The organism is Arthrobacter sp. TMN-49 (assembly GCF_054511095.1).
The window spans coordinates 1-22,431 of record NZ_JBTNDH010000033.1; the positions used below are offsets into that span (position 1 = coordinate 1).

The following is a 22,431-nucleotide window of genomic DNA, read 5'->3' on the forward strand; positions in this document are numbered from 1 at the left end:
TGCTACCCAGCGGACCCAAGCCAACCCACCAAAAAAAACTTCCGCTGGTGAAAGAAAGTAAAAGAGGACAACCGGTGGCGTTGGCGCCAAACGGCGGCATTTTTCGCCAGCGGACGCACCGCAGGCTATTAAGCTGCCCGGCGCCCCGGCCGCGCGGCAGCCGCCTGGGCCAGGCGGCGGTCCTTGGTGGGCCAGGTGAAGGCCAGCGTCAACGAGGACACGAGGAACACAAACACGCCAATGAAGATGCCCGAGTCCATCCAGAACTGGCCGGGGAAGAGCCTGATCAAGGTGTCGTCGGTGTAGAACGTCCAGGTCCCGTTGGCGAAGAAGATCTTGTGGAACTCGGTGAAGAACTGCTCCCAGCCTGTCACGGCAAGGATTCCCAACCCCACAATGAGGGCCAAGGTGGCGATGGAGCCGGCAAAGAGGGCCCGGCGGATCCCGCCGAAACTTCGCCGGGACAGGTACACCATGCCGACCACCATCAGAATTGCCAGCACCAGCCCCACGAGCAACGCCATCACCATGACACCCTTGACGTCGGCCATGTGCTCCACCTCGCGGGCCAGGAACAGCGGATCGCCGCCGGGTTGGACAAGGTCCCCCAGGTACCTGGGCGGGGCGAAGTTCAACAAATAATCCACCGTGTAGGAACCGTAGCTGAGCCGGTCCTCGGCGCTGAAGCCGAAGGAGTCCGCGGGGAAGCCGGGGCGGTGGTATTCAACCCACAAGAACACAGGTGTTGTCACCAGGCGGATCGCGAGCACCAACAGCACAATGGGGTAAAACACGGCTATCAGCACCTGGAACACGCGGGTCAGCACGGGTTTGGTGTTGGCCGCCTTCTCCCGGGCTGCCTGGCGCCTGGCCACTTCTTCTGCCGGCGGGCGCAGCTGCATCAGGCCGGTGGGGCTGTCCTCGTGGTGCACGCCGGGAGCTTCCTCCGTGTCCGTCGCACCGTCGACGTCGTTGCCGCGTTCGGCGGCCATCTCCTCCTCGCTGGGCAGCCGGGGCAGCCTGCCGGCGGGGCGCATGGGTTCTCTGTCCTCACCGGCCAGGCCGGGGTCGAGCTTGATCCTTGTGGCCGGCGTTCCGGGCGTGTTCGGCGCGGCGCGGCGTGCGCTGATTCGTTCAGCCGCGGCATCTTTCGGGGGGAAGCCCACAGCAGGGCTCTTGACTGAGTCTTGGTGCTCTGGATTCTCGCTCACAAGAACAAAGAATACCGGCACCCCGGCGCGGGCCGGGGCAGCCACCCCGAGCCGATGCCAAACTGTCACCGGATGGTCAGCGCGGCTCCAGTGGGGCGGTGGCACCAAACATGGGCGCCGGCAGGGGGCGTTTGGAGGCAGCACCGAGACTTGGGGACTGGCGTTTTATGCCGCGCAGCATCCACGGCATCAGGTATTCCCGCGCCCACACAATGTCGCCGGCCCGGGCCTGGCGCCAACTCTTTTCCGGCAGTGGTCGTGGCGAGAGTGGTACCAGTGAATGCCGCACAGCCAAGGTATCCAGCACCATGATCGCCACGGCATGGTGGCCGGTGGCGGAAGGGTGCAGGCGGTCCCTACTCCACATTTGCGTATCGTGCAGCCCTGTCATGGCCCACAGGTCGGCGATGAAGGCGTCCTGGCGTTGGGCGATACTGCGCAGGTTTTCGTTGTAGATGGCAATCTTGGTGCGAAACTGGCCCAGCACTGTTGACCTGCCAGAATCCGGGCCCACAAAGATCACCACGTCGACGCCCTGGCCGCGCAGGACTGCCACGGCGGATTCGAGGATGCTGGCGAGTTTGTCCGGATCGGCGCCCGGGTGCAGGAGGTCGTTGCCGCCGGCCTGCACGGACACCAGATCGGGTCCCAGCGAGACGGCCTGGCCAAGTTGAGTCTCCACCACCTCGTGCAGTTGCTGCCCCCGAACGGCCAGGTTGGCGTAGGCAAAGTCGGGCACACCAACGCTCAGTTCCTCGGCGACCCGATCCGCCCAGCCCCGGTAGCCGCCGGGACTGCCCGGCTCAGGGTCGTCAATGCCCTCGGTGAAGGAGTCACCCATGGCCACAAACCGGTGCCAGGGGTGCGGTGGCAGGGCGGCCGGTGGCAGCGGAAGCGGCAGGCTGTCCTGGTCACCGCCGCCTTGAAGTTCCATACCCCCATAGTGCACCCGTGAGTGTTGTTTTGGCACGGGGCAATCCGAGCAGATGCGTTTCGACCCGAGCACGACTGCCCCGGGGCGGGGGTGTCAGGCGGAGCGGACGGAGGCTCCGGCGTCGTCCTCACCCAGGTCACCGTACTCACCGGCCAGCACCGCCTTGCGGCCCAGGATCAAGGTGTAGGCCCAATACGCGGCGAGCACCAGGGCGCCGATGCCGATTTTAGCCCACACGGGCAGCGGGCTCGGGGTGACGAAGGCTTCGACGAGCCCGGAGACGAAAAGCACCAGCACCAATCCCACGGCCACCGTGATGAGTGAGCGGCCCTCCCTGGCCAGTGAGTCCAGGCGGGTGTACGGGCCCGGGCTGACCCAGGACCAGAAGATGCGCAGCCCGGCGGCGGCGGCAATGAAGATGGCCGACAGTTCCATGAGCCCGTGCGGGAGGATATAGCTGAAGAAGACATCCCCGCGGTCGTAGGCGAACATGACGCCCGCTGTCATGCCCACGTTTTGGGCGTTGAGAAATATTTGGTACGGGATGAAGACGCCCGTGACCCCGAAGGCCACGCATTGGGCAGCGATCCAGGCGTTGTTGGTCCACACGGCCCCGGCAAAGGATGCTGCCGGGTTTTCCGAGTAGTAGTTCACAAAGTCGTGATCCACCAGTTGTTGCAGCTTGGCGTCACTGCCCATGACGGCCAACACGCCCGGGTTCCCGGCCGTCCACACGGCAAACAAGGACCCGATGACGATGAAGACGGCACCGATGATGACTGTCAGCCAGCGCAGCCGGTAAAACGCGGCCGGCAGGGAAATCGCAAAGAATTGGGCGGTGTCCACGAAAATGTTGGATTTGGCCCCCGTGAAGCGGGTCCGGGCCTGGGCCAGAATGGCCGAAAGGGAGGCCGAAAGCGCGCTCTCGGCGGTGACCGAGCGGATCAGGGACAGCTGGGCGGACACGCTTTGGTACAGCTCCAGCAGTTCATCGGCCTCCGCCCCGTTTAGCCGCCGTTTCCGGGCAAGGGACTTCAGCCGCTCCCATTGCGGGCGGTGCACAGCGGTAAAAGCGTCCATGTCCATCGTGCCCAAGCATATAGGCACTGGCGGCGCGCACAGTGGCTAGACTGTCAACATGTCCGCGATCATCACCGGTGAAGCCGTTGTTCTTGAGCTGCGCCCCGCGTCTTTTGCCGCCCGATCGGTGGGCACAGGCATCGACGTGCTGGCCACCCTGGTCGTGGGCCTGGGCCTGCTCCTGCTGCTGGGCGCCCTGCCCTTCAGCGTTGATCCGGCGGCCGTCCGGGCCATCATCTTATTGACGGTGGTCACGCTCTTTGTGATTGTCCCCATCACCGTGGAGACGCTCAGCCGCGGGAAGTCGCTGGGGAAACTCGTCATGGGCTTGCGCATCGTGCGCGACGACGGCGGCTCCATCCGCTTCCGGCAAGCCTTGATCCGCGGGATCCTTGCCGTGCTGGAAATTTACCTGACCCTGGGGTCGGTGGCCTGCCTGGTGTCCTTGTTCAACGACAAGTCCAAGCGGCTCGGCGACATGCTCGCCGGCACCTACGCCATCAGGGACAGGGCCCCGGAGCCCAAGCCGTTGCAGGTGTCCGTGGCCCCGGCCCTGGCGCAGTGGGCCGCCGTGGCGGACATTGGCCGCCTGCCGGACCCGCTGGCCCGGCGTATCTCGCTGTTTCTGCGTCAGGGCGGCGCCATGGCGGCAGCCTCACGTTTCTCCCTGGCTGTGGAACTTGCTGGCGAGGCCAGCCACTTCGTCGCCCCGCTGCCGGCCCCCGGAACACCCCCGGAGATGTTCCTGGCCGCCTTGATTGCCGAGCGCAGGGACCGTGAGTTCGAACGCATGAGTGCTGCAGCACAGCGGGCCGACCAAGTCCGTGCGCAGCTGCAACGCCACGGAGTGGGCGGCAATTAGCACAAGTGAGCGCCGGCTTCCGCCTGCGCCGTGCCGCTGCGGTTACTCTTCCGTGTGCCCGCCCTGGATCGCTGACCGCTCAATGTAGGCGTCAACTGCCTCCTGCGGCACCCTGTACAAACGGCCAAAACGGACTGCCTCAATTTCGTGGGTCTGCACGAGCCGGTACACGGTCATCTTTGAGACGCGCAGTTGTTGGGCCACTTCATCAATGGTGAGGAAGTTCGATGAAGCTGGTTTGGGTGTTGACATCGAACTCAACCTTTCAGATCAGTGGCGCGTGAGCGCGGGCGGCGGTGTGGTCACCGCAAGGCTCCCCGCATCCATATCTTTTAACGCTAATGAGAAGCACAATAGTTCCCCACCACCCATAAATGCAACATTTATTTTATTTCAACCGTTCCGACCTTGTGCTTCATATAATCTTTCGTAAACCTTGAGCAAGTGTTAGTTATTCATTCCTTGCTTGCCTTCATATTGCCTATGGCACTGCGAACACGAGCATCCCGGCCTGCATTTCCTGCCGGCATTCCACTAACAGTACTTTGCGTGGCATTGGCTGGCGGCCGTCACCGGAGCGCTCATGGCGCGATGGCCTGACGAGTCGTGCTCTCATGGCTGCTTCCGGCCCACCTGTTCCTCTCGGTGGCTGGCATGGTGCTGTCCGGGATCGAGCTGCTGGAGATGGTTGGATCCGCCGCAAAGTTCGTGATTTTTCGGTTCAGGACCAATATATTTTCCGCGCAGATTGCGCATGAGTACGTCAAACCGTCGGCGGTACTTGGTTTCTACTTGCGCAACCACGCCCTGGGACTGATGGTGCTGGACGTGTTCCTTGGGCTTGCTGTTGGTGCTGTGACTAGTGGCGCTCTTGTGATAGCAGGACTGGCGGGCAGAAAGAGCTCCATGCCGTTCGAACCACCAATGCTTTCCTGGTCATTCCTGGACAATGTCTTTGGCTCACAGATTGGGCACATTCTGCTCTCTTCAATTTTTCTGTAGGGGGCAAACTGAGTAGTCATCCAAGTAGTGATGGTAAAAAAGCAAGTGGTGCATCGCGGTCCAGATAAAAACCAAGTGTTGACCATCCTTGGGTGAACTCTGTATTCATTAGGTATCGAATTCCCAAGACCGCCTAACTGGGGGACAGCGGAAATATCGACGAGTTCACAACATCAGAAAATTCAGTGAAACCTTTTCAACCATTTCAAGGAGCACACCATGTTGAAGTTCTTCGTTACCATGCAGACCCTGTTCATCGCCGGCACCGACCGTCTCAAGAGCGACAACGAGAAGGGCGCCACCGCCGTTGAGTACGGCATCATGGTGGCCCTCATCGCAGCAGTCATCGTCGGAGTCGTCGGCCTCATCGGACAGGACGTCCTCCGAGGCTTCAATTTGGTCGAAACTGCGCTTCCGTAACCAAATTCCTCTGCGAATCCTGCCAAGCAGGCCTCAGTTGGCGGCCTTGGTTTTCGACCAAGGCCGCCAACTCCATTAATTGCACAAGTTTTCTTGACCACCCCTGGGGGAGCGTCGCATGAAAAACAAAGACAGCGAACGCGGCGCAGCAGCCGTCGAAGCAGCATTCATTTTGCCTGTTCTGCTGCTGCTGGTCATCGGCATCATGGAGTTTGGATTCCTGTTCAACCAACAGATCTCGGCCACCAACGCCGCCCGAGAGGGAGCTAGGAACGCCGCCATCCATTACGCCGACCCTGGTTTTCCTGCCAGCGTGGAAACAGCAGCGGAAGACGCGGCACCGACGCTTGCCTTCGCGGGACCGCCGACCATTACCTACAGCTCAGGATCCGCCTGCGGAGCTGGTGTCCGAGTCACAGTCACCGTAAACGTTGCACCGGGGCCGGTCCGTGGCTGGCTCATTGGATTCATCCCAGGCAACGCACCAGCCATTTCCGGAGTAGGGGTCATGCAATGCGGCGGATAACCAGACACCCCAAAACCGGCGGAGCGCAGAACGAGCGCGGGGCAACTGCCGTCACAACGGCCATCCTCATGGTGGTCCTTTTGGCCTTCGCCGCCATCTCCATCGACGTTGGCATGCTGTACGCCTCACGTGCCCAACTTCAAAATGGCGCCGACGCAGCTGCCTTGGCAATCGCCAACAACTGCGCCAAAGGAACTTGTGTCCAGGCTGCCAATGAAGTCACTGCCGCTGACTTAGCAAAAATGAACTCCAATGACGAGCTGGCCAAGTTCAAGAGCGTCACCCGGCCCACGAGCAACAGCGTGAAAGTTGTGGTCAGCAAGGATGCCGCCGGCGGCAATCCGGTGCAACTCGTCTTTGCCAACATCTTTGGCAAAAGCCAGTCGGATGTCAGCGCCTCCGCCACAGCAAGCTGGGGACCGCCGGAATCGGGAACCACTGTGCCTTGGACCTTCGGTAAATGCGTTTTTGACAAGAGCCTGACCGCCGCCCAAAAAGCAGAGCTTGCGGCCACGGGGAATTTCACGGGGGATCCAAGCGGTGCACATATATTGCTTCGTTCCGACACGGGTGCCAGCTACCCCGGTTGCACGGCCGCGCTTGGTTACGCGACAGGCGGCTTTGGATGGCTTGATCTGGAAGGCGGCAAGTGCGAGGCCACCGTAGATGTTGGCACCGGCGCCGCCGGCAGCAAACCAGGCAACAGCATAGATAACTTATGCAAGCCGGAACTGGCTGGCATGCTGGCCGAACCAATCCTGATCCCGATCTTCTCCTCGTCCACAGACAAGGGCGGACAACATGCTGAGTACACAATTTACGGATTTGCTGCGTTCCAGGTAACCGGGTGGAAATTCAATCCGGAGACTCATCCGGATTCCTTGGCCCCAGCTTGCACTAAAGATTGCAGGGGCTTCATGGGCTACTTCACCCGATTTGTTTCACTCGAGGAAGGCCTGTCACTGGGAACTGGACCGAACCTTGGTGGATCAATAGTCCGCCTGACCGAATAAAATTAAGGAGCAAGAAGTGAAAACACGCCTACTGGGGGGCGTTGTCGCACTGGTTTTGGCCATTGTGGGCGCAATCCTCCTCTCCTCGTACGTACAAGCAGCCGACGACCGTGCCCAAGCCGGCATGGAGCCGGTGGAAGTACTCGTCGTCCAGCAGCCAATAACAGCTGGCACCACCGTCGATGACCTCAAGTCACTGGTGAAGGTGGAATCGTTCCCCAAGACGGCAGTATCGGACGGTGCCGTGACACAGCTGGATGACTTCAAGGGCAGGGTCGCTGCAGTGGATCTGGTGCCCGGGGAACAATTGCTGGCATCACGTCTTGTCGATCCAAAAAGTCTGGCCGCGCCCAACAGTGTTGACGTGCCGAAGGGCTTGGCTGAATTAAGCCTGGTGTTGCCCTTGGACCGCGTCCTGGGCGGAGAATTGAAGGCTGGGGACACCGTGGGCGTGTTCATCTCCTACAACGACGGTGTTGCGCCGGGGACTGGGGACGTTCAGGCCACCAAATTGCAATTCCACAAGGTTCTGGTGACCAAGGTCGGCACCGGGGACGGCGTCTCCGACGACACCGAATCAAAAAAGAACGAGTCGGCCAAGGCCAGCACCACCATCATGGTGACCCTGGCCCAGTCGGGCACCGACGCCACCAAGACAGTCCACGGCATCGAATTCGGGCACATATACCTGTCCAAGGAAAATGCCGCGACTAACACTGCTCCCGTGGGCACACTACTCAAGAATCAGGTGCTGAGATGAGCCGCTTCGTGATCATCACAACAGATACGAGCTTCGAGCAGCGGGTCCGTGCAGCAGTGGCCGGAGGCCTGCACGGAAACGTCCAAAGGCTTCCGGAATCAGCCATCAATGGCGCTCCCCACGGAATCATCCTTCAGGATCCAGCTGAACCCCCTGAAGTTGTCATCCTGGGGCCAGGCGTATCCACCGACGAGGCACTCAAATTGGCGACAGTTCTCGACCTCCAATTCCCGGAGGTTAGCGTCATCCTTGCGGCAGAGACTTCACCGGAGCTGGTGCTGACAGCCATGAGATCGGGAATTCGTGACATTGTCAGCCCTGGGGCGGACATGGCTGAGATCCGGGTCGTGTTGGAACGCGCCTGCCTTTCTGCCGCTGGACGCCGACGCGGACTGTCGAGCCCGGCCAGCGGCGACCATGAAACTGGACGTGTCATTGCCGTCATGTCACCCAAGGGCGGTGTGGGAAAGACCACTGTGGCCACTAACTTGGCCATGGGTCTTGGCAAGATGGCTCCCATGGGAGTGGTGATTGTTGACCTGGATGTCCAGTTTGGGGATGTGGCCTCGGCGTTGTCCCTGGAGCCGGAACACACCTTAGTGGATGCCGTCACCGGGGCGGCTGCACACGATGCAATGGTCCTAAAAGCCTTCCTTACGGTGCACACTGGGGGCATCTACGCATTGTGCGCTCCCATCAACCCCAATGAAGCCGATCTCGTGACGGCCGATCACGTGAGTCACTTGATCGCGCAACTGGCCACGGAATTCAAGTACGTGGTGGTGGACACGGCCCCCGGGCTGGGTGAACTGGCACTTGCCACCTTGGAGCAGGCAAGCGACGCTGTGTGGGTGGTCGGGATGGACATCCCTAGCATCAAGGGACTGCGTACCGGCTTCGGGGTCTTGCACGAGTTGGGGCTCGTTCCCCAGGGCCGGCACGTTGTGCTCAACTTTGCCAACCGCCACACGGGCCTGAGCGTCCAGGACATCGAAGCCACGCTCCGGGTACCCGTGGATGTGGTGCTACCACTGTCACCTGCGGTGTCTTTTGCCACCAATAAGGGGGTGCCCTTGTTGCAGGACGGCCCACGAAGTCCTGTGTCAAAGAATCTTAAGAAGCTCGTCGAGCGTTTTGCGCCCGATTCTGCCGGGCAAATAAACAAGAAGCTGCACCGAAGGGTGGTTGTATCATGAATCTTTCCGATCGGCTGAACGCAGCCCGCGGCATCACCCCGGCGACAAGCTTCGAGACGACAACAGTACTCACGTCCTCACGAATCAACACTCAGCAGGGAATCCCCGACGATTATTTGGGTGCCGACGGCACCGGAACAGCCCTCGCAGGGCTAAAGCAACGTGCCGGCGAAGCACTGTTTGAAAGGATGGGTGGCCGGCTGGTCGATCCCAACATTTCCGAAGAGGACCTGCGCAAGACCGCCAGAGAAGAGCTCAGCCAAGTCATTGACGAGGAACAGGTTCCGCTCACACCGGAAGAACGCCGCCGCCTCATTCGGGAGATCGGAGACGACGTGCTCGGGTTGGGGCCCCTGCAACGCTTCCTGGATGACGACACAGTCACTGAAATCATGGTCAACAAACCAGACCAGATCTACATTGAGCGCGGAGGCCAGCTGATCCTCACGGGAGCCAGGTTTGCCACCGAAGCCCACCTTCGCCGGGTCATTGAGAGGATTGTTTCCAGAATCGGGCGGAGAATCGACGAGTCCTCACCCATGGTCGACGCCAGGCTTGAGGACGGTTCCCGCGTCAACGCCATCATCCCGCCGCTTGCCGTGAGCGGCCCTTCGCTGACGATCAGAAAGTTCAGCAGGGTGCCGTTGACGGTTGAGGATCTAGCCCGCTATGGCACACTGACACCGGACATGGCTATCCTGCTGGATGCCTGCGTCCGGGCCCGGCTGAACATCCTCGTCACAGGAGGTACGGGCACCGGCAAGACCACCTTGTTGAATGTGTTGTCCGGTTTCCTGCCGGCAGAGGACCGCATCGTCACCATTGAAGACGCCGTGGAATTGCAATTGCAGCAGCGCCATACAGTCCGTTTGGAGAGCCGGCCAGCCAATATCGAGGGCCGTGGCGAGGTCTCCATCAGGGACCTGCTGCGCAACTCATTGCGCATGCGCCCGGACCGAATAGTGATTGGTGAGGTCCGTGGCGGCGAAGCCCTGGACATGCTCCAGGCCATGAACACCGGCCATGACGGTTCCCTTTCCACTGTCCACGCAAACTCACCCCGGGACGCGATAGCGCGCCTGGAGACGCTGGTGTTGATGGCCGGCATGGACCTGCCGTTGCGGGCCATCCGCGAACAAGTTGCATCCGCGGTCAACCTCATTGTGCACTTGTCCCGACTCCGGGACGGAACCCGCAGGGTCACCCACATCACCGAGGTGCAGGGCATGGAAGGCGACGTTGTCACACTCCAGGATGCGTTTGTCTTTGACTATTCAGCAGGGGTGGACAGTAACGGACGATTCCTGGGCAAGCCAATATCAACCGGAGTCCGGCCGCGCTTTGTGGACCATTTTGCTGACATGGGCATCTCCGTCCCCAGTCATATTTTTTCTGTTCCTGCACCTGTCAAAGGAAAGAGATAATCATGGACGCGGTCCTGCCCATCCTCGGCTTCACGTTCTGTCTCGCCTCGCTCGTGGTGGTCTTGTTGCTGGTGGTCAAACCCTGGGGCGCGGCAATCCCCGAGATGAGAAGGCGGCCTTTCGGGGACGCAACCAAATCCTCGCTGAGCAGCTTCACGGACTCCACGGTTGCTGTGTTGGACAAGACAGTCGGTGGCGGCCCCTACAGCCGCAGCAGGCTCGAGGATGCAGGCCTTCGCTTACCTCCCTCAAATTTCCTCATTCTCGTGGTGGCGGCCAGCACAGTCATGGCCCTGCTGGGGCTGCTGCTCAACGGCCCCGCCTTGGCAGTCATCCTGGCTGTGGTGACGCCGATCCTGGCCTGGCTGGTGCTGAGCCTGTTGGCGGATAGGCGGCGCGCGAAATTTGATCAGCAGCTCGGTGACAACCTCATGTTAGTCACCGGCGGACTCCGTGCAGGCCACAGCGTTTTGGCTGCCCTTGACGCGGCTGCCAAGGAAGCCGAATCACCTACCGCTGAGGAGTTTGCCAGGGTTGTCAACGAGGTCAGGATTGGCAGGGACCTCGATGCGGCGCTCACCGAAACCGCCAACCGCATGAAAAGCGACGATTTCTCGTGGATCAGCCAGGCCATCCAGATCAACCGTGAAGTGGGCGGCGATTTGGCCGAAGTTTTGGATCATGTGGCGGAGACTATTCGTGAACGTGGCGAGATCAAGGCCCAAGTAAAGGCCCTCAGTGCCGAAGGAAAATTGTCTGGAATCATCCTCGTGGCGTTGCCATTCGTCATGGCCATCATGCTCTCGGTAGTCAACCCTACGTATCTCGGCGTGCTCTTCACCAACCCCATCGGCTTGGTCATGTTGGGAGTCGGCGCCATCATGATGATCATTGGCTCGCTGTGGATGCACAAAACCATCCAAATCAAGTTCTGAAAGGTGTGAACACCATGACTGTTGTGCCCTGGCTCATCATTGCCACCATAGTTTTGCCTATCTGCTACTTGGTTTGGTCATTCGTCAGTGTTGATTCCAAGTCCTTGCTGACCATTCGCAACAACTTGGGCCGCGCCGACCAGCGCGGCCAAGGAGCGCCTGCCTTCAGCGACAAAAGCTGGTTGGCCCTGGCCAAGCGGGTCACGCCCGCTGGCTACGTTGCCAAACTGGATACACTGCTTGCCCGCGCCGGCCGGCCGGCAAACCTGCCGTTGTCCAGACTGCTGATTGGCAAGCCATTGCTTGCCATGGGCGCCGCGGCAGTCAGCCTGATGTTTGTTGCACTTCGTCCGGGACCCACCACTGTACTTTTGGCACTCTTCCTCACAGTGCTTTGCTATTTCATCCCCGACCTGTTGATTCACAGCAAGGGGCAGGAACGCCAAAAATCCATGCAGCTGGAACTGCCGGACACCTTGGACCAGATGCTCATTGCCGTCGAAGCCGGGCTTGGTTTTGAAGGTGCCATGGCACGGGCAGCCGCGAACGGCAAGGGCCCCATGGCGGAGGAGCTGAAACGAACTCTCCAGGACATGCAGATGGGTCGCCCTCGCCGTGACTCCTACCAGGCCATGGCGAGCCGATCCACCGTACCGGAATTGAAGAGCTTTGTCCGGGCCGTCATCCAAGCGGAAATCTACGGCATCAGCATTGCCAAGGTGCTACGGGTGCAGGCCAGCCAGCTGCGCATTAAACGTCGCCAACGTGCAGAGGAAAAGGCCATGAAACTTCCCGTTCTGGTCCTCTTTCCGCTGCTGCTCTTTATCTTCCCCACACTGTTCATCATCATCATGGGACCGGCAGTCATCAACATCATTGGAATCTTCGCCTCTGGCGGAGCCCTAGGCGGAGGATAGTCACCCCACCACTAGCAAGATCAGTGCACCGGCCAGCATGAACGGGCCAAAGGGGATCTGGGTTTTCCCTGTCCCCTTTTTGGTGACCATCAGGGCCAAGCCCCAGAGCGCCCCCAGCACAAACGCCAGGAACGTCCCCCACAGCACCGCCGACCAGCCGATAAAGCCAAGGTACAGGCCCAACACGAACGCCAGTTTCACGTCCCCATAACCCATACTGGACGGGGAAACCAGCCTGAGCACCACATACACTACCCAGAGCACAGTTCCGCCAAGCAGCGTGCGCAAGGCGGTTCCGGCGTCGTGCATGAACAAGCTGGCCGACAACAGCAGCACCCCAGCAATGGCCGCCGAGGGGAACACTATCCGGTTGGGCAGCAGCTGGTGCTTGATATCGATCACGCTCAGCCATGTTGCCATGACCAGGTAGTAGAGCCCGGCCGCGACGACCAGCCAAAAAGCGATGGGCGCATCAGTCCACAAGTCCTGCAGCACATTGCTCATAGGCAGATGCTACGTCATGGGCTCTTTCGCATCCGTACTGTGTCGCCCCGGTACTAGCGGGAGGCGTACTGCGCGAACGGGATGTTCCAGTCACCAAAACCATCGGTGGCGGCAATGGTCTCATTCGGGGTGCCCACCGTGTGGACGATGTCGCCTGCGCCCATGTTGTTGAACACCCAGCCCGCGCCTTCCGCCGACAGGCCAATGCAGCCATGGGAGAGATTCGCGACGCCCAGGTACGGCATGGCCGAGGGTGTTGCCTGGTGGATGAAGATTCCGCTGTAGGAAAGCCGCGTGGCATATTCCACGTCCACGGAGCCATAGTCGCCGGGATCGCCCGGCTTCAGGCCAATACTGGAGGCCTTGAACGTTGCGTTGCGTTGTTTGTCATTGGTCAGCACAATGAATCCGGAAGCCGAGGGGAAAACCTCATCCCCCATGGTTGCGGGGAACACCTTGGCCACCTGGTCGTTGATCAGGACCCGCACGCTGTGGGCTGCGGCGTCTGCTTCCATGACAACCTTGTTGCCAATGTTGACCGTGTAGTTCTTGTCAAAATTGCCGATCATGCCGTTGCCAACGTCAAGGCCGAACAGCTTCACGTCAACACTGATTTTTGAGTTTGCGGGCCAATAGTCTGCGGCACGGTAACGCACCTGGGTGTCCGAGTACCAGCGGAAGGCGCCCTTTTGGCCGGTGCCGGTGGTGACGGTGATGGCCTTCTCGACGGCCTCCTTGTTCACCACTGGTTCGCTGAATTTGAATTCCAGCGGCTGGGCCACGCCCACGGTGGAATCGGCGCCCGGGTACAGCACGGCGTCTGCCTCATGCGTGGCCGGGACGGTGGTGAAGGTGCTGATGTGAGTGGTCTTGGCGCCAGCTGCGTCCATGGCTGTGACATTGAACGTGTAGTCGGTGGCAAATTTTAGCGGTTCCTTGGAGATCCACTTGCGGCCACTGACCACTGGTTCGCCGTCAAGAACGGCACCCGTGGCTGTTTCCTTCAAGACGGCGTGAGAGACGGTTCCGTTGATGAGCTCGGCTGCCACTTCCCCCGCCGGGTTCACAAAGGTGGCGCCGCTCTTGGGCACCATGGCAACATTGACCGGGATGGCGGCACCTGTTGGGGTGGGTGTGCCCTGGGGCGTTGCCGCCGATGTGGGAGCTGCGGGTTGCCCCACGATTTGGTCAAGGGGCAGTAAGCCGTTGGCCGCTGCGGCAGCGACTCCACCGGCAACAACACCCAAAGCGACCAGGGAGATCAGCACGATCTTCCACCCTCGAGAAGGTTTCCTGGTCTCTTCCAACTCAGCCATGCATACTCCCCATTCAGTGGACTAACTCCACTATCGTGACCCACGACGCACACGTCGCTTCGGCCTATTTTACGCCATGCCGCCGCGCAAGTAGTCCAACTGGGCTGCCACCGACAATTGCGCCGCGCTCTGAAGATTCACCGGCACATCGCCATATACAACACCGGCCACCGCGGCGGCGCTAGCCTCGGCACCTTCGGCGCCCAAATGTTCGACGGCGGCACGCACCTGGGCGAGCCGCTCGGCCCGGTGCTCCTGGTAGGCCTGGGCGGCTACCGCCACGTCAGCCAGGACGGGTCCGTGGCCGGGCAGCGCCGTGACGGGCAGTCCCGCCGTGCCGTGCTCAACACCCCAGCGGCGCAGTTTTTCTAGGGAACCCAGGTAGTCCCCCAGCCTGCCATCGGGGTAACAAATAACTGTGCTGCCCTGGCCCAGGATGGTGTCCCCCGTGAACACCAGGTGCTCGGGTGTGCCAGCACCGGCGGAAACGGCAAAGCAGAGCGAGTCACTGGTGTGGCCCGGCGTGGCGAGCACAGTGATGGTGAGCCCGCCCGCCTGGATGAGTTCGCCGTCGGACAAGGGTGTGCCGGCGTGGCAAAAACTGGCCAAGGCGGCGCGCACGGGGGCGCCGGTGAGCTGGTGCAGGGCTGCGCTGCCGTCGCTGTGGTCGCCGTGGTGGTGGGTGAGCAGGATCAGTTCCACGGCCCCGGCGTCTGCAAGCTCACCCAGATGCCCGGCCAGCAGCGGACCCGGGTCGATCACCACAACGCCCGCAGCCCCCGGGGCGCCCAGCACCCACGAATTGGTCCCGTCAAGAGTCATGGGGCCGGGGTTTTCGGCCCGCCGACGCCGAACCAGGCTGCCGACGCTCTCCCACCGTGCGCTCATGAGCTATGCCCTACGCTTCCGTGAATGCTATGACGTGATCTGTTCGGGGCGCAGCAGCAAGGCGATGCCTTCGTCAATGGTGTAGCGCAAGGGGATCCCGGCGGGGCCGTTGGCTGTGCTCACGAGTTCCTCACCGTCCTGGATCAGGGCCGATCCGGTGACGGGGCAGCGCAACACTGCCATCAATTTTCCGCTAATTTTAGCCACTGTGTTCCGTTTCGCTCGGGGATGCCACTGGATGAGTTGTTTAGTCGCGCAGGATGCGCAGGTGGCCGCGCCGCCCCGCACTGTTGCCCACACCGGGAGTGTGCGCAGGTGGTTCAAGCGTTCCGCGGTATTCGCGCACGGCGGCTGCCGGCGCAGCACCGGCGGGCTGCGGGTTGGCGGCCTCACGCACGGCGTCGGCCAGGGCGAGCAGATCGTCGGGACCAGGCGCGGGGGGCTTGTCGGAACGGGCCAGGTGGATGACTTCCCACCCCCGGGGTGCGCTCAACCGGGCCGAATGTTTGGCGCAAAGATCGTAACAATGCGGCTCCGCGAACGTGGCCAGCGGGCCTAAAACTGCCGTGGAATCGGCATATACGTACGTCAAAGTGGCCACTGCCGCTTCACGGCAGGCTGATCTTGTGCATTGACGAAGTGTTCCCACGATTCCCTAGACTACCCTTAGCGCCGGGATATTTCCCCTCCGCGGCTCCCGAGCCTAGAGTAAATAGATGCAGTTCAATGCCAGAGACAGCGAAAAAACGCTCACCATCACACTGGGACCGGCGGTTTCCGCAGACCAGGACACGAGTTCGGCCGCAGCGGAAAGCGCTGCCGGACGGTCCTTTGTGCGCCGCCGCCGCGACAGGCATGGCCGGGGTTTGCGGGGGCCAGTGCTGCCAGAAAGCCTGCCCGCCGCACGCACACGCAGTGAAATGTTTGAAGACCTGGTGGTGGATTCCGTTGAGCGGTTGCGCGGCTTGTGGCCCGATTCGCTGGCGTCGGTGGAATATTTGGTGGAGGAAGTGCCCGATCAGCTCGAAACCATCATCGCCTCCGGCGCTCAGGCGCCGCTGGGCAAGTACGCCCGGGCCACGGCGGCCACGGACAGCTCCCCCGCAACACCCGCGACTATAGCCATTTACCGGCACCCCGTGGAGGTCTTGTGCGATAATCCCGGGCAAATCCGCGAACTGGTGCACGAGGTCATGGTGGAACAAGTTGCGGGCCTGCTCAATATTGACCCCGACATGGTTGACCCGTTGTTCCGCAAGTTCCGCGGCCCCTGACCCCACGCGAGCTTGCGCCCGGTGGCAGGGCGTGGGAGCGGTGGGTGGGCCCACGCGCCCGAGGGCCCCAAGCACAGACGCGCCAGCGGCTGCGCTTGGGAGCAGTGGGTGGGCCCACAACTGCGAGGGACCCTCCGCGAGCTTGCGAGTGGTGGGAGCGGTGGGTGGGCCCACGCGCCCGAGGGCCCCAGGGCCCCAAGCACAGACGCGCCAGCGGCTGCGCTTGGGAGGGCGTGGGTGGGCCCACAACTGCGAGGGACCCGCCGCGAGCTTGCGAGTGGTGGGAGCAGTGGGTGGGCCCACGCGCCCGAGGGCCCAAGCACAGACGCGCCAGCGGCTGCGCTAGGGAGGGCGTGGGGCCTAGTACCCCGTGGTGAGATTGATCGAGTTGCTTGCCGCACTGGTCCTGGGGATCGGCAGCACCGCAATGCCGGCTGTGCTGTCCTTGGCCAACAAGTGGCTGCCGTAGGCGGGTGCACCCGACGCCGACACAATAAGCGCCGCCATGTCAGTACCGAACAACGCGCCCGGCACCACAACAGAGGTACTTCCGCCCTTCAATTCCACTGTCTTTGCCTTGCCTACGACGCCCTTGATCGAGATGGGCACCAACTGCACAGTCGCGGCACCCTGCGGCGCGGCAAATACCAAGCTGGAGCGTACACCGGCGGGCACCGTGAGTAGATGGTTGTCGCCAAGCCGCTCCGTGGAGGGGGCCACCGCCATATCCACAGCTTCCCCGGGTTTTGTTGAATTCACCAGCCGGACAGCAGCCGTCACCGAGGCGTCGGCACTCACGCTGAGCGAATAGTTGCCCTCCGGCAAGCCTGCCAGCGACAACGAACTGACCTTGCCAGCTGGCGCGGTGAATACACCACCGTTGGGCAGTGCCACCTGCCCCGACTCGCCAAAAGCTTTGACCTCCACCACGGAGTCGGCGACCCCGGGAACCGTCACGGCCAACTCGGTGGACGCGTCAGCATAGGAGTTTTGCGCCGAAATCTTCGCGGCGACCTCCGGTGCCTGGACCCGCACACCGGCAATGGTGGCCGAGGGTGCCGGCGCCTGAACAGGAGCCAGGTAGTCAACCCCGCCGGGGGTGAGTCCGCGCAGCACCGATTGTTGGATGACGGCACTGACAGCGCCACCGGCGCTCTTGAGGTGCACACTTAACAGTTCCTGGTCGGGGGCCAAACCGGAGAGGACCACCGAACGCACGCCGCCCGGGCCAACCACCAGTCCTTTTGCGCCCGGTGCGTTGATGGGCCCCGTGCTGCCAAACAGATCCAGTGAGAGGGTGGCCGGGCTTGGCGAGGAGTTGGCAACCATCAGCACCGCTGTGCGGCCAACACTCGTGCTGGCACCGGAGAGCCACAGTTCATTGGCCGGGCTTTGACATGTTGCCGCCGCCAGGCCGGCAAGGTCGCCGTCGTTGGCTTCAACCACCACGGAGGCCGACGCCGTGGACCGCTCCTGGCCAAAGGGTTTGGAACGCAGCACGGAGGAGCCGCCCACAGCATCCCCGCGCACCACTGCCGCACGGGCCTTGGGCGAGGCGGCGAGGTCCGTGGCCGGTGCGTTAGCAGACGCCGCTGCGATGGTGAGCAGGGAGGAAAATTTGGTATCCAAGGCCTGGACCACCGTGCCCGGCAAGTCACCGCCGGAGTTGCTTAAGACCACTGCGTTCAGCAGTGACTTGGTCGCGGAGGAATTGGCCGAAAACTGCGGATCCGCCCCGGCGGCGGAGCCCGCCAACAGCTGGGTGGGGCCCTGACAATTCGCCAGGGTGTCCCCCACCGGCAAGGCGTGCGGGCTCGGTGTGGATTCCGCCGTGGCATTGACGCCGGGAAACAGTGTGCCTGCACCAATAGCACCCACAGCCAAGGCCACGGTGGCGGTCCCGGCCAGCACCACCGGCCAGCGGCGTGGCGCCCTTTTCTTGGCCGGCGTCTTGGCCGGCGCCTTGGCCGGCGCCTTGACCGGCGCCTTTGCCGCATCAGCCTTGTCCGGGCGCGTCGGCTTACCGGCGCGACGGGAGCGTTTCCCGGGCTTCGGTGCGTCGCCGGTTTCGCCGGCTGTCAGCTTGTCCACGGGTTTGTTTTCACTTGATTCAGGCACTTCTACCAACCTTTTGCAATGACGCTTCATCCCTGTAGGCCCCTGTGCGGCCGCGGCGTGCCTTCACAGGAAGTGCCAGCAGCACAGTCAAGCCCAGCAGGACCAGCTGCAGCAGGCTCATGATGCCGCCGAGGGGGTGTACATAACGGATTTCCAAGGTGCCGGCGGCTGCGGGAACCTCAAAGGCCTGCGCCCAGTCAGAGCTGACGCTCGGCAACGCCTTGCCGTCCAGCCATGCCTGCCAGCCCGGGTCAAACTTTTCAGCCATGACCACACGGCGATCACCCTGACCGGCCGGTATGGCGGCCTTGACGTTCTGCCCTTCCGAGGGAACAGGAGCCAGCGCCTTGTCCTTCGCGTCAACGAGGCGGACCCGGTTCACCACATCGCTGAGACCCGGCGTGGCGTAGTTGGGCTTGACCCGCCACAACCAGCCCGAATCTGTGGGGCCCACGGTGGCAAGGCCCGGGACGGCGTCGAGTTCCCCGGCCAGCAGTTCCGCGGCGGTGTCACCTTGGCGCAGCACCACAAAACCGACCCCCAATTCCACCAACCCGGGGCGCGGGTCAATGCCTGTCTTGGCCAAGATGGCGGCGACACTGTCTTGAAGGGCCACTGTTGCCGGGTCCGCGTCCTTCACGGTTTCCTGCCCCGGCGCACCGCTGACGCGTGCCGCAACAGCAATGCTGGACAGGGCGTCAAGAGTGGTGCCGGCGCCTTGCATCAGGGTTGCCTGCACGCGGCCGCCGGGCTGCACGGCCAAAACTATTGTGCGGCTGGCTTCGGGCCCGGTGCCACGGTCGGCGGCTGTGGCGGGAATAATGCCCGTACTGGCAGCCTGGGGCAGAAATGGCCCAGTCAGGGCGGCCCTGGCGGGTTGCTCCGAGGTCTGCTGGGCAACCCACAGGGCAAGGCTTGCCACCGGGGCGGCCACCAGCGTCACCGACAGGACTGCTGCCATGATCCGGGCGCCCTGGGGGCGTCCGCGAGGAGCCACGTCATAGGCCCGGCTGTACACGGCATCGAAGCACAGGATGGCCGCGCCAAGCAGGGCAAAAAAGGCGAGCGAGACGGCGGCGCCGGTGAACGGCGTCACGAGAGTGTCGCCGTCGAACGCCACAGCAATCATCTTGGCCCCGTAGGAAGCGGCCAACGCCAGCAAGGCCACCAGCCACAGGGCGCGGACCAGGGCACCGCGGCGCAAGGGCAGCACTAGGGCCGCCAAGGCTGCGGCGACTACGGGGACTCCAATGACGAACACCGCCGCCCAGAGCCACCACGGGGCGTTCAAGCCGGCAATCCCCAACGCACCCTCGGAGGCCACCAGCTGTTCGGGGAAACCTAGCAGTTGCTGCCACAGGGGCCCCGGGGTGGAGGGGACGGGCAGTCCGGGATCGGCCAGCAGCGCCCGGGGGTTCCCCCATGCCGACCATACGAAGGGAAGGTACACGGCTGCCGAGGGCACCAACGCCCACCAGATGGTTTTTCCGCGACGCCTCAGCAGTGCAGCTGTGCTCAAAATACCCACCACGGCTACCGGGAACAGGGTCGGTGAGGCTGCTGTCACAACGGCCAGCACCAGACCGGCCGCGGCTGCGGCAGTCCAAGACGAGTTGCCGTCAACACCTGGCCGGCCCAACTTCGTCAGCGGCTTCCCGGCGGCCAATTCTTCCAGCCCGCCATGTGCGGGGTCCGGTTTCACCACGGGGCTCACGGCGGCGCCAACGGCCCGGATCAAGCCCAACATGACCAGCGGAAGCAGCACATGGGCCACCAGGGCGCCTAGCCGGCCCTGGCCCATGGCCACCAGCAAGACGGGGGCGCCTGCCCACGCCAGCCCAGCCACAATGCGGGGCCAGCGGTGCAGTGTCAAGGCACCGGCCGCCAACCAGGCGGTCAAGCCGGAGAGCGGAAGGGCCAGCAGCACCAGCCACAGCACCGAGACTGAGGCGTTGCCGCCGGGGGTACCGAGCAGGGCCAGAACAACGTTAAACGGGTTGCCGCGGCCAGGCATCCCGGATCCGAGGGACACCCACCAGTCCGTGGCGTGCTGCCACACCTGGGCCAGCTGCGCCGAGACGGGCAACAGGGCGCCACCGCTCAAGGCTGGGGCGCCAAGGAAACGTGAAAGCGTGACCAGTGACAACAACGCCAGCACGGCAACCAACGCCACGGCGCTAACAACGGGCGCTGTTTTACTGAGCGCAAGCGGCGTCACAGTGGACTGGTGGGTCTCACCTGTTGGCTCCAACAGCGAAGGCCCGATCATCTCCGCAGGGGCCGACGCTTCCTCCGGGGCCACTGCTTCGCGCAGCAACTTCAGATGGGCGCGCGCAGCCCTGTCCTCCACCATCAACGCCTTGTGCACGGAGCGTGGCTTGTTTCTGTGCGCCGCCAACGCTGCCCTGCTGCGCCGCAACGCCGCCGGCCGCAGGAGCCCGGCGCAGGTTGCCACGAATATGCGCACCGCATGCCCCGGGGCTTTGAGCACGAAACCGGCCATCAACCAATAGAGGGCGGCAAAAAAGCTGCCCACGGCCAGCACGGGCACGGCCCAAGCCGGGGCATGCTTGAGCCGCAAAAAGATTCCGGCCTTGCGGGCGGCTGCTGCCGAGCCCATGCCGTTGGGCCTGTTCACCACGTGGAACATGCGGGCCTGCGGAACCACAAGGACCCTGTCCCCGGCCAAACGCACCCGGGCACAAAAGTCCAAGTCGTCGCCCGGACCGGGCAGTGCGGGGTCGAAGCCGCCCAGTTTTTCAAACACGTCCCGCCGCACCAGCATGCCTGCGGTGTTGACAGCAAACACATCGGTGAAGTGATCGTATTGGCCCTGGTCGTGTTCATCCAGATCCATCATGGAGAACCGATCAAACCAGCGGCTGGCCTGGAGCCCAACATCCACCAAGCGCCTGTGGTTATCCCAATCAAGCTGTTTGCAACCCACCACTGTGGCGCTGGTGGCCCGCTCGGTGGCTTCCAAGAGCAATTGGAGGGCGTCGGGGGCCGGGGCGGCGTCGTCTTGGAGCAGCCAAATCCATTCGTGGCGGGCCGCGGGCTCCTCCGTCAGGACGGCGACGGCGCCAGCTGCGGGTGCCGCGGAATTGTTCACGGCGGTGACCCGCCCGCCCGAGCGGGCCCGGCTCTGCTGCTCAAGGACAGCGTTGACGGCAGCACCGTAGCCCCTGCGCGCATCGAGGGAGATGACGTTGCGCTCACCGAGCTCCTTGCGCAGCAACTCCCCCGAATTGTCGCTGGAGCCCGAGTCGGCGGCCAGTATTTCCTCTGCCGGACGTGTCTGTGCGGCCAAGGCGGCCAAAACTGCGGGGAGATAGGCACCGCCGTTGTGGGCAACCAGAACGGCCGTAACTTTTACTGCTTCAAGAATTAGACTGCTCGCTTCCGCAGCCGCCGGCGTTCACGCTCGGACAGGCCGCCCCAGATTCCAAACCGCTCATCGTTGGCTAGAGCGTATTCCAAACACTTTGCTTTTACATTGCAGGCGCCACACACTTTTTTGGCGTCCCGGGTGGAGCCACCCTTTTCGGGGAAGAACGCTTCCGGATCAGTCTGGGCACAGAGTGCATCAGTCTGCCAGCCTAGTTCACCTTCGTCACTAAAGTCCTCCTTCGAGGGCCGTAGTCCAATCCACACAGCCACGGCGTCACCGCCGGCGACGGGTCCCTGATGCGAAACCGCCGACTCGTCTTGCTCATGTTCGGTCAAGAACGCCGTGGCCGCATCTTCTAGGGCCTGGCGGTTCTTGCGCTCATGAAATGCAGCCGCATCAGGATCTGCCGGATCCACATACCAATCAGTGGGCACCCCACGTGAGTGATACGTGTCCGCAGCCTGAGCCGCCACGGAGTCGTCTTTGATATTTGCCACACTCAGTTGTGCTTGCCCCATAATCGTCCTCCTGAATGTTGCGGTAAGTACTGCTGAGAGAATCCCTGTCACCGCGGCATGCGGTTTTCGGTGCCCTTGTCAGCTGCTCGTGGCTCTAATTACATCCATGTAAGTCCCTCACGTCAAGCGGAACAGGATGATA

The 22,431-nt window shown here is 62.6% G+C and carries 23 protein-coding genes; 11 read left to right on the forward strand and 12 right to left on the reverse strand.

Going from position 1 to position 22,431, the window contains the following annotated elements; translation table 11 throughout:
- Positions 1-128: 128 nt before the first annotated feature.
- The 3 genes from ACX80E_RS13845 to ACX80E_RS13855 all read right to left on the reverse strand — a co-directional run bounded on the left by ACX80E_RS13845 (position 129) and on the right by ACX80E_RS13855 (position 3,231).
- Complete coding sequence (locus ACX80E_RS13845; protein WP_459302590.1) at positions 129-1,211, reverse strand: TIGR01906 family membrane protein; 1,083 nt, start codon at positions 1,209-1,211, stop codon at positions 129-131.
- Positions 1,212-1,287: 76 nt separating this feature from the next.
- Complete coding sequence (locus ACX80E_RS13850) at positions 1,288-2,145, reverse strand: SGNH/GDSL hydrolase family protein (RefSeq protein WP_459302591.1); 858 nt, start codon at positions 2,143-2,145, stop codon at positions 1,288-1,290.
- Between the two features lie 93 nt (positions 2,146-2,238).
- Complete coding sequence (locus ACX80E_RS13855; protein WP_459302592.1) at positions 2,239-3,231, reverse strand: stage II sporulation protein M; 993 nt, start codon at positions 3,229-3,231, stop codon at positions 2,239-2,241.
- A gap of 52 nt (positions 3,232-3,283) precedes the next feature.
- Between ACX80E_RS13855 and ACX80E_RS13860 the strand changes: the two genes are divergently transcribed.
- Positions 3,284-4,087, forward strand: coding sequence for an RDD family protein (locus tag ACX80E_RS13860; RefSeq protein ID WP_459302593.1), 804 nt, complete (start codon positions 3,284-3,286; stop codon positions 4,085-4,087).
- 42 nt (positions 4,088-4,129) lie between these two features.
- On the opposite strand, the gene ACX80E_RS13865 is transcribed toward ACX80E_RS13860, so the two are convergent.
- On the reverse strand, positions 4,130-4,339 hold the full coding sequence (locus ACX80E_RS13865) for a helix-turn-helix domain-containing protein (protein ID WP_459302594.1): 210 nt from the start codon (positions 4,337-4,339) through the stop codon (positions 4,130-4,132).
- A gap of 354 nt (positions 4,340-4,693) precedes the next feature.
- Between ACX80E_RS13865 and ACX80E_RS13870 the strand changes: the two genes are divergently transcribed.
- The 9 genes from ACX80E_RS13870 (at position 4,694) to ACX80E_RS13910 (ending at position 12,280) form a co-directional block, all read left to right on the forward strand.
- Positions 4,694-5,089, forward strand: a complete 396-nt coding sequence (locus tag ACX80E_RS13870) for a hypothetical protein (RefSeq protein WP_459302595.1) — start codon at positions 4,694-4,696, stop codon at positions 5,087-5,089.
- A gap of 219 nt (positions 5,090-5,308) precedes the next feature.
- Positions 5,309-5,509 (forward strand): Flp family type IVb pilin, encoded by a 201-nt coding sequence (locus ACX80E_RS13875; RefSeq protein ID WP_459302596.1) that lies wholly within the window; start codon positions 5,309-5,311, stop codon positions 5,507-5,509.
- A gap of 118 nt (positions 5,510-5,627) precedes the next feature.
- On the forward strand, positions 5,628-6,035 hold the full coding sequence (locus ACX80E_RS13880; protein WP_459302597.1) for a TadE/TadG family type IV pilus assembly protein: 408 nt from the start codon (positions 5,628-5,630) through the stop codon (positions 6,033-6,035).
- Positions 6,023-7,048 (forward strand): pilus assembly protein TadG-related protein, encoded by a 1,026-nt coding sequence (locus tag ACX80E_RS13885; protein ID WP_459302598.1) that lies wholly within the window; start codon positions 6,023-6,025, stop codon positions 7,046-7,048. Before ACX80E_RS13880 ends, ACX80E_RS13885 begins: the two co-directional genes overlap by 13 nt.
- Before the next feature lie 16 nt (positions 7,049-7,064).
- Positions 7,065-7,808, forward strand: a complete 744-nt coding sequence (cpaB, locus tag ACX80E_RS13890; RefSeq protein WP_459302600.1) for a Flp pilus assembly protein CpaB — start codon at positions 7,065-7,067, stop codon at positions 7,806-7,808.
- On the forward strand, positions 7,805-9,004 hold the full coding sequence (locus ACX80E_RS13895; protein ID WP_459302602.1) for an AAA family ATPase: 1,200 nt from the start codon (positions 7,805-7,807) through the stop codon (positions 9,002-9,004). The genes cpaB and ACX80E_RS13895 overlap by 4 nt, the downstream gene beginning before the upstream one ends.
- On the forward strand, positions 9,001-10,428 hold the full coding sequence (locus ACX80E_RS13900; protein WP_459302603.1) for a CpaF family protein: 1,428 nt from the start codon (positions 9,001-9,003) through the stop codon (positions 10,426-10,428). The genes ACX80E_RS13895 and ACX80E_RS13900 overlap by 4 nt, the downstream gene beginning before the upstream one ends.
- 2 nt (positions 10,429-10,430) lie before the next feature.
- A complete protein-coding gene (locus tag ACX80E_RS13905; protein ID WP_459302604.1) occupies positions 10,431-11,363 on the forward strand; it encodes a type II secretion system F family protein in 933 nt (310 codons plus the stop codon).
- A gap of 14 nt (positions 11,364-11,377) precedes the next feature.
- A complete protein-coding gene (locus ACX80E_RS13910) occupies positions 11,378-12,280 on the forward strand; it encodes a type II secretion system F family protein (protein WP_459302605.1) in 903 nt (300 codons plus the stop codon).
- Here the strand turns inward: ACX80E_RS13910 and ACX80E_RS13915 are convergent, their stop codons facing one another.
- The 5 genes from ACX80E_RS13915 to ACX80E_RS13935 form a co-directional block, all read right to left on the reverse strand.
- Positions 12,281-12,784: a prepilin peptidase gene (locus ACX80E_RS13915; protein WP_459302606.1), complete on the reverse strand. Its 504-nt coding sequence runs from the start codon at positions 12,782-12,784 to the stop codon at positions 12,281-12,283.
- 53 nt (positions 12,785-12,837) lie between these two features.
- Complete coding sequence (locus ACX80E_RS13920; RefSeq protein WP_459302607.1) at positions 12,838-14,100, reverse strand: L,D-transpeptidase; 1,263 nt, start codon at positions 14,098-14,100, stop codon at positions 12,838-12,840.
- Between the two features lie 69 nt (positions 14,101-14,169).
- The gene (locus ACX80E_RS13925) at positions 14,170-14,988 is read right to left on the reverse strand and encodes an MBL fold metallo-hydrolase (protein ID WP_459302608.1); all 819 of its coding nucleotides are present in this window, start codon (positions 14,986-14,988) and stop codon (positions 14,170-14,172) included.
- A gap of 27 nt (positions 14,989-15,015) precedes the next feature.
- Positions 15,016-15,195: a hypothetical protein gene (locus ACX80E_RS13930; protein ID WP_459302610.1), complete on the reverse strand. Its 180-nt coding sequence runs from the start codon at positions 15,193-15,195 to the stop codon at positions 15,016-15,018.
- 40 nt (positions 15,196-15,235) lie between these two features.
- Complete coding sequence (locus ACX80E_RS13935) at positions 15,236-15,637, reverse strand: DUF3499 domain-containing protein (RefSeq protein ID WP_459302611.1); 402 nt, start codon at positions 15,635-15,637, stop codon at positions 15,236-15,238.
- Positions 15,638-15,704: 67 nt separating this feature from the next.
- On the opposite strand from ACX80E_RS13935, the gene ACX80E_RS13940 reads away from it, so the two are divergent.
- Complete coding sequence (locus tag ACX80E_RS13940; protein WP_459302612.1) at positions 15,705-16,262, forward strand: metallopeptidase family protein; 558 nt, start codon at positions 15,705-15,707, stop codon at positions 16,260-16,262.
- A 360-nt stretch (positions 16,263-16,622) separates the two neighbouring features.
- Here the strand turns inward: ACX80E_RS13940 and ACX80E_RS13945 are convergent, their stop codons facing one another.
- Genes ACX80E_RS13945 through ACX80E_RS13955 form a run of 3 tightly spaced genes read right to left on the reverse strand, consistent with a single transcriptional unit; the run spans position 16,623 to position 22,289 of the window.
- Entirely contained in the window at positions 16,623-18,380 is a 1,758-nt protein-coding gene (locus ACX80E_RS13945) for a DUF5719 family protein (protein ID WP_459302613.1), read from the reverse strand.
- Positions 18,373-21,768: a glycosyltransferase gene (locus ACX80E_RS13950; RefSeq protein ID WP_459302633.1), complete on the reverse strand. Its 3,396-nt coding sequence runs from the start codon at positions 21,766-21,768 to the stop codon at positions 18,373-18,375. The genes ACX80E_RS13945 and ACX80E_RS13950 overlap by 8 nt, the downstream gene beginning before the upstream one ends.
- Positions 21,768-22,289, reverse strand: a complete 522-nt coding sequence (locus tag ACX80E_RS13955; protein ID WP_459302614.1) for a WhiB family transcriptional regulator — start codon at positions 22,287-22,289, stop codon at positions 21,768-21,770. The genes ACX80E_RS13950 and ACX80E_RS13955 overlap by 1 nt, the downstream gene beginning before the upstream one ends.
- Between the last annotated feature and the right edge of the window lie 142 nt (positions 22,290-22,431).